Source organism: Desulfobulbaceae bacterium (genome assembly GCA_013792005.1).
Classification (GTDB): Bacteria; Desulfobacterota; Desulfobulbia; order Desulfobulbales; family VMSU01; genus VMSU01.
In genome coordinates this window covers 22,316-28,576 of sequence record VMSU01000188.1, presented here as the reverse complement: position 1 = coordinate 28,576, position 6,261 = coordinate 22,316, and the positions used below count along the sequence as shown (strand labels likewise).

Here is a 6,261-nt window from a genome sequence, read left to right as displayed (position 1 = left end):
GCCCCGGTAACGCCCATGAACACCTGAGTCGGAAATGCGTTAAACCACAAAAATCGGAGACATGACCCCGCCATTGCGCCGCAGAAGACCGCTATTTCACCTGCCCCTACCACAAAGGGAATCTGCAGGTACGCAGCCAGGGTGGCATGACCTGCCAGGTAGGAAAAAACCAGGTACACGGCGCTGGTGATCACCACTGGACCCGAGACCAAACCATCAAGACCATCTGTGAGATTGACCGCATTCGATGCCCCAACCACCACCAACACGATAAACAGCACATACCCCCAAGCAAGCGGCACAGTAAGATGCTTGAAAAAGGGCAGAAACAACTCCCCGCTGAAACCCGGTTGCTTGTAAACCGCGATACCGGCAGCCGCAGCACCAACTATCTGCAGCAACAGTTTCCCCCGAGCACTCAACCCTCTGCTGTTATTTTTCTTAATTTTACGATAATCGTCATAGCTGCCGATAAGGCCAAACCACAGGGTCACCAGGAGCACAATCCAGACATGAGGGTTAGTAAGATTCACCCAAAGCAAGGTTGTAATGGTCAGGGCCGCCAGGATCAACACCCCGCCCATGGTCGGCACTCCCTGCTTACTGAAGTGACTCTCCGGACCATCCTTTCTGATGACTTGACCGATATGGGCCCGACGCAGGAACTCAATAAATTTTGGCCCTACCAGCAACACAATAAGAAAGGCCGTTACCGTCGCTCCAACGCAGCGAAAAGTGATGTAGCGGAAGACATTGAAGCCGCCAAACAGGGTATGGAGTGGGTAGAGAAAATGATAGAGCATGCGCCTTTTTCAGTGTTATGGGTTCGTAGTTAGTGCTGCGATTACCTTCTCCATCCGCATGCCGCGCGACCCCTTGACTAATACCAGATCACCGCTCCTCAACTGCCCTTCTTCCATGAGTTCTCTAATGAATGTTGCCGCCTCATCCTTGCTGGCAAATTCTCGAGCATTGTGCTCCCCCATCCCGGCCTGTCGCGCCGCAGCAACCACAACCCCTGCATATTCCCCAACAGCGCAAAGGTAGCCAAACCCCTTCTGCGCCACCTCAGCGCCGAGAATTTCATGGGCTGAGAGGCTAAAATCGCCAAGTTCCAGCATGTCACCCAGCACCGCCACTGTTTTCTCATCCTGACAGATCATCGCCACTGTGGCCAAGGCCGCGCTCATTGACGAAGGATTGGCATTATACGAATCATCAATCACCCTTAAACCACAGGGCAATTGCCGAACACCAAGCCGATTTTCACCCGTCGCAAAGGCCTCAAGCCCTGCCACAATCTGCTCCATCCCCGCACCCGCTGCATATGCCATTGCCGCAGCCGCGAGACTGTTTAACACATTATGCCTGCCGATGACGTTCAGCTTGACCCGGGCCCGGGTGCCCGCCACCTCAAGTGTAAATATTAACCCCTCTTGGCCTCGCGCCGCAACACGGGTGGCACGCACCTCCGCTCCAGAGCGGAAACCAAAACTCATTGTTTTCTGCCGAACTCCCTTAGCCAACTTACGAACCAAGGGATCCTCAAGATTCACAACCAAAATAGCAGATTCGGAACACCCGGCAAAAAGCTCCCCCTTGGCCAAAGCCACGCCTTTGATACTGCCAAGTCCCGCTAAATGAGCCGGCTGAATATTATTGATGCAGGCGACATCCGGCCCGGCAATCTCGGTCAGCCGAGCAATCTCGCCCGGGACATTCATCCCCATCTCCATCACCGCGAACTGATGGTGATAATTGACAGGCAGGAGCGACAGAGGCAACCCAACCAAATTATTAAAATTCCCCATCGTCTTCAGAGTATTGCCACAGCGGTCAAGGATACTTGCCGTCATCTCTTTGACTGTGGTCTTTCCCGAACTGCCAGTGACCGCCACCACCGTCAACTTCTTCATCAACCCCCTGCGATAGTGAGCCAAATCCCCCAAGGCACGAAGGGTATCCGGCACCAAAACGATTGGCACCCGAGGAGGCAAATCAAGGAAATGATCAACGATAAGACCTGTCGCTCCGCGGCTGACCGCCTGTGCCGCAAAAGTAGCGCCATCAAAGTTCGCCCCGCTCAAGGCCAAAAAAACATCACCGGGCTTTACCGCCCTGCTATCCGTCGAGATACTGCGAAAACAACACCCCTCTGCCGGAGTCACGAGCTGCCCATGAGAGGCGATCAGGATCTGCTCCAGGGTCCAGGATGGATTCTGCGACACCGCAAACCCATAGCCAACACCCATTAATTCACCTGTCATCTGATTCTGACTGCCCATAGACTTTCCCATCATCTCCCGTAAACCCTGAAACCAATTCCTTCATCAACCAGCTCTATTTATTTAAAAAGTTCGTAAGCGTTCAGCAGCACAGCATCTGCTTTGTCATCGGCCTGATCCGCATACCGGGTGTATAGCGGACAGGCCTCTTCCTCGCATCTGCAGCGCTGCTGAACACTTACAGTTACGAGGTTGCCTGTGGTTTTGATACCCTTGGTGAACGGTTACAAAAGTTCAACAGAACAAACAAAAAAGGGGAAGCTATTCGCCTCCCTCATTATTCATCTTCTGAACCTTGGCAGCAAGAGCCTTGGACGCCTCCTGCCGATCATCGAAAAACTGACTGCCCTTGACCGTAATCTGATATGTCTCATGACCCTTGCCACTAACCAGCACGATATCTGCAGCAGTAGCAAGATCAATAGCATAAGCGATTGCTTGAACCCTGGCGCTAATGAGAGCAAACCCTCGATCCCCCTTCTGGTGGTTATCGAGACGCTCCATGCCCGCCATTACCACCCCTCTCTCAATCTCGGACATAATGCTCTCGGTAGATTCTGATCGTGAGTTATCCGCTGTTATAATAACCACATCAGCAAGACGCCCGGCGATCTCGCCCATCAGCGCCCGTTTCCCTGGGTCGCGGTCTCCGCCACAACCAAAAACAACAAACAATCGTGCCGGGGCCAACTGGCGCAGAGTGGTCAACACACTCTGCAGAGCATCAGGGGTATGGGCATAATCGACAAACACCGAAGGCAGCCCTTGGCACCCTGGAACACTGATGGCCTCCAATCGTCCGGGGACCCTGATCGTTTGCGCTAAGGCCTTAGTAACGGAAGCTAAATCGATGCGCAAACCCGCGGCTACTCCGACAGCCGCCACGATATTTTTCAGATTAAAGGTGCCGACTAAATTACTGCAGACATCAACCTGCCCCCTGGAGGTTTGAACAGCTACTCGTGTTTCACCGCACCGAAACACCGGATTGTGCGCAGAGATATCACACCCTGCTATTCCGAGACCACAGGCAATTAATGCACCCAAACCTCCTTTCCGCGCCGCGCTTAATTCATCATACAGCCTGCGCCCCCAGTCATCCTCACTCGCCTCAACCACGATAACCGCAACGCCGCTGTCTTTAAGATAATCGACAAAAAGACGCTTTTTGGCCTGATAATATGCCTCCATGGTGAAGTGATAATCAAGGTGGTCTCGAGTCAGATTAGTAAAAAGAGCGACATCAAACAACAACCCCTGGATTCGATACATCGCCAAGGCATGGGACGAAACCTCCATCACCACATGGGTCACACCGCTATTTACCATCTCGCGCAGCAGCCGCTGCAGTTCCAGTGGCTCCGGTGTGGTGAACGGCGCAGGAAACTCCCCGCCGCCGTAACGATAATTGATAGTGCCGATAACACCGGGATTGCCCCCAGCACACCTAATTACCTCTTCCAGAATGTAAGAGGTGGTAGTCTTGCCATTGGTTCCGGTCAACCCGACCATAATCAGACCTGCGGCAGGATGATCATAAAAGGCAGCGGCAATATTGCCCATTGCCTTACGGGTATCCCGCACCCAGAGGATCGGCAGACTATGATCCCGGCTCAAGGTCTGCATGCGATCACGATTGGCAATGATGGCAACAGCACCCTTGGCAGCGGCTGCGGCAACATAGTCATGGCCATCAACCACCAACCCCTTAACACAGACAAAAAGGCTTCCTGGCTCAACCTTCCGAGAGTCAGCCACGACTGCCCGGATCGCTATCCCGCTCACGACCTCGTCAGTAGTGTAGCTCACCCCATGCAGAATATCGGACAACTGTTTTGTCACCGCGCGCCTCGAGCGTTATTGATCCATACGCAATTCTAGTTTCGCCTCATCGACTCCCTTAAGAATAACCCCGGCAGCAGGAGTTTGACCTGTCACCCTCCCTGCCCCCTGGATACTGATCTTCAAGTTGTACCCCTGCAAAGCCTGCATGGCCTTTCGCAAACTCATGCCTGTTACGTCCGGCATTTCAAGACTGACTGTACTGCGTGCCACCGGAGGCGGACTGTCCAACGACTGAGACAAACTCCATTTCTGATGGAGCAAGGCATCCGAATCAATCTGCGGTGGCATAATCTCATTCTCCCATCTTTTAGCCATGATGCTTTGGCCTTGACCGAGGATCTCTGTCGCGACCTTGCGCACCGGAGAAGGGAGGGTCAAATTAAATCGTGCACCTTCCACCATCAGGATAAGCGCCAATTGATGCTTTTCGTGGCGGCTCGCTGCCATAGCGACTGATGAAAACCGCAAAAGCTTCTCAAGTGAAAAGGCTTCAGGGGCTTCACTCTTGACCACGGCCCCGGATACAGCCTCAACCATCTTCCCAGCCTGCGACCGGATCGATTCAACAACCAGCGCATCGCCAGGGCCAGGAGGAAGCAACCCTTCCATAAAACTAACAAAATTTGCACTAACCGTGGCCCCGACCCCATCAGTCACTGGAAACGAAATGGGGTGATAGGTCCCGTTGTCCATCCTCCACAGCCCTTTTAACAGATGGGGATGAACTCTATGCCCACCATTGATCAAATGGGCAAAGGCAGATACTAGAGCAAGTGAAGACGCCCGCCAGGTATCATCCTCCAACTGGCACGGCTCACTTTTTCCCACCAAGCCACCATCACCACCCAAATTAGTCTCGGCCAAGCCTGTTCCCGTACTCTGCAGTCCAAGCCTATCGCAAAACGCAGCTAATTTGCCCTCGTGCTGCGTAAACTCCAGTGGCCATCGAAAAGGCGGACTCAAATGAATCCCTGGATGCCAGACCTGAGACTCCGGCTCTGTTGGCGCCACCACATCCCCTTTGATAACTTTCAACACCCGAGGGGTGATAACCAGCTCAGCCACTTCTTCCCGTTCCGCCATTTCAGGAGGCACATTGCCAGCATCCAACTCTGCGGCGACAAGGAAAAACGCATTGAGACCAGCGACAGGGACAGGTTGGCTAATGATTTTGTTTTGGTGAGCTGGGCCCGCCGCCAGCCAATATAGGTTGGGGTTAAAGTCCGGCTCATTTGCCATGGCAAGAATTTCCCCGGTACCAGCCTCAATCAACAGGGCGCTTGCCGACTGCGCCGATGTTTGCTGAATCAGATGCTGCAACTTTTTCTCGATGGCGATCTGCAAATCAATATCAAGAGCGAGGACAACGGCAGCCCCGGAATCCGGGATCTCTGCACTGTCAACACCGGACAGATTTACATACTGACGAGCCAGGGTCCGATCACCTTTCAGGATGGTATCATAGGCGAATTCCGCCCCGGCCAAACCCTGCTCATCTTTCATAAAACCAACCGCATGGGCGGCATGAGCATGAAACGGATAATAGCGCTGAGATTCATCCACCAGATAGACCCCACTATAATGAGAGTCGATAATCTTTTGAACCTTGTCACTGGTTATATTTCGCTTAAGCCAGAGAAACCGACTCTCAGTCCGTAGTTCAGCCGACAGCTTTTCTTTGTCAAGACTCAACAAATCCGCCAAATGTGCTACAGCCTTCTCCTCCGCCTGCAATTCCACTGGACGAAGATACACCGATACTTGCTTAAAACTAACCGCCAAGGGGCTCATGTTCCGGTCAAAGATCGGCTGCCGAGCCCTGAAGACCTTTGGACTATCCTGACTATTTGCCTCCGCTGCAGATGACGACTCCTTCGGAAGAGCAACTCCCTCTTTAGAAACAATTACCTCTGCTTTCGGTTTACCGAAAAAAATCCTCTGATATCCAGACCAACACAACAAGCCCACGCCAGCAACCACGATGACCGCATAGGTCAACAGGTGCCACCCACGACGTTTTTTTCTTGGTTTTTGGCTTTGCTTCATTCATTTTCTGCATACGCAGGTGAGATAGTCAAGGATCAAGGCAGACAGCACCTGGTCAGCCCCCCCCTGAAAAAATGGCGAGGAA

General features: G+C 52.9%; 4 protein-coding genes. All 4 read right to left on the bottom strand.

The features are described from left to right. Window positions 1–803 (bottom strand): phospho-N-acetylmuramoyl-pentapeptide-transferase (mraY, locus tag FP815_12075; protein ID MBA3015669.1); only part of this gene is annotated, 803 nt, incomplete at its 3' end. A gap of 15 nt (window positions 804–818) precedes the next feature. Continuing rightward, on the bottom strand, window positions 819–2,300 hold the full coding sequence (locus tag FP815_12070; GenBank protein MBA3015668.1) for a UDP-N-acetylmuramoyl-tripeptide--D-alanyl-D-alanine ligase: 1,482 nt from the start codon (window positions 2,298–2,300) through the stop codon (window positions 819–821). A 246-nt stretch (window positions 2,301–2,546) separates the two neighbouring features. Continuing rightward, window positions 2,547–4,127 carry a UDP-N-acetylmuramoyl-L-alanyl-D-glutamate--2,6-diaminopimelate ligase gene (locus FP815_12065; GenBank protein ID MBA3015667.1) on the bottom strand — a complete coding sequence of 527 codons (1,581 nt, stop codon included), beginning with the start codon at window positions 4,125–4,127 and terminating at the stop codon, window positions 2,547–2,549. 15 nt (window positions 4,128–4,142) lie between these two features. After that, complete coding sequence (locus FP815_12060) at window positions 4,143–6,176, bottom strand: PASTA domain-containing protein (GenBank protein ID MBA3015666.1); 2,034 nt, start codon at window positions 6,174–6,176, stop codon at window positions 4,143–4,145. Window positions 6,177–6,261 lie beyond the last annotated feature (85 nt).

Excerpts from the sequence above, each read along its gene's own strand:
- FP815_12070 (MBA3015668.1), bottom strand. The coding sequence starts at position 2,300 with ATGATGGGAAAGTCTATGGGCAGTCAGAATCAGATGACAGGTGAATTA.
- FP815_12060 (MBA3015666.1), bottom strand. The coding sequence starts at position 6,176 with ATGAAGCAAAGCCAAAAACCAAGAAAAAAACGTCGTGGGTGGCACCTG.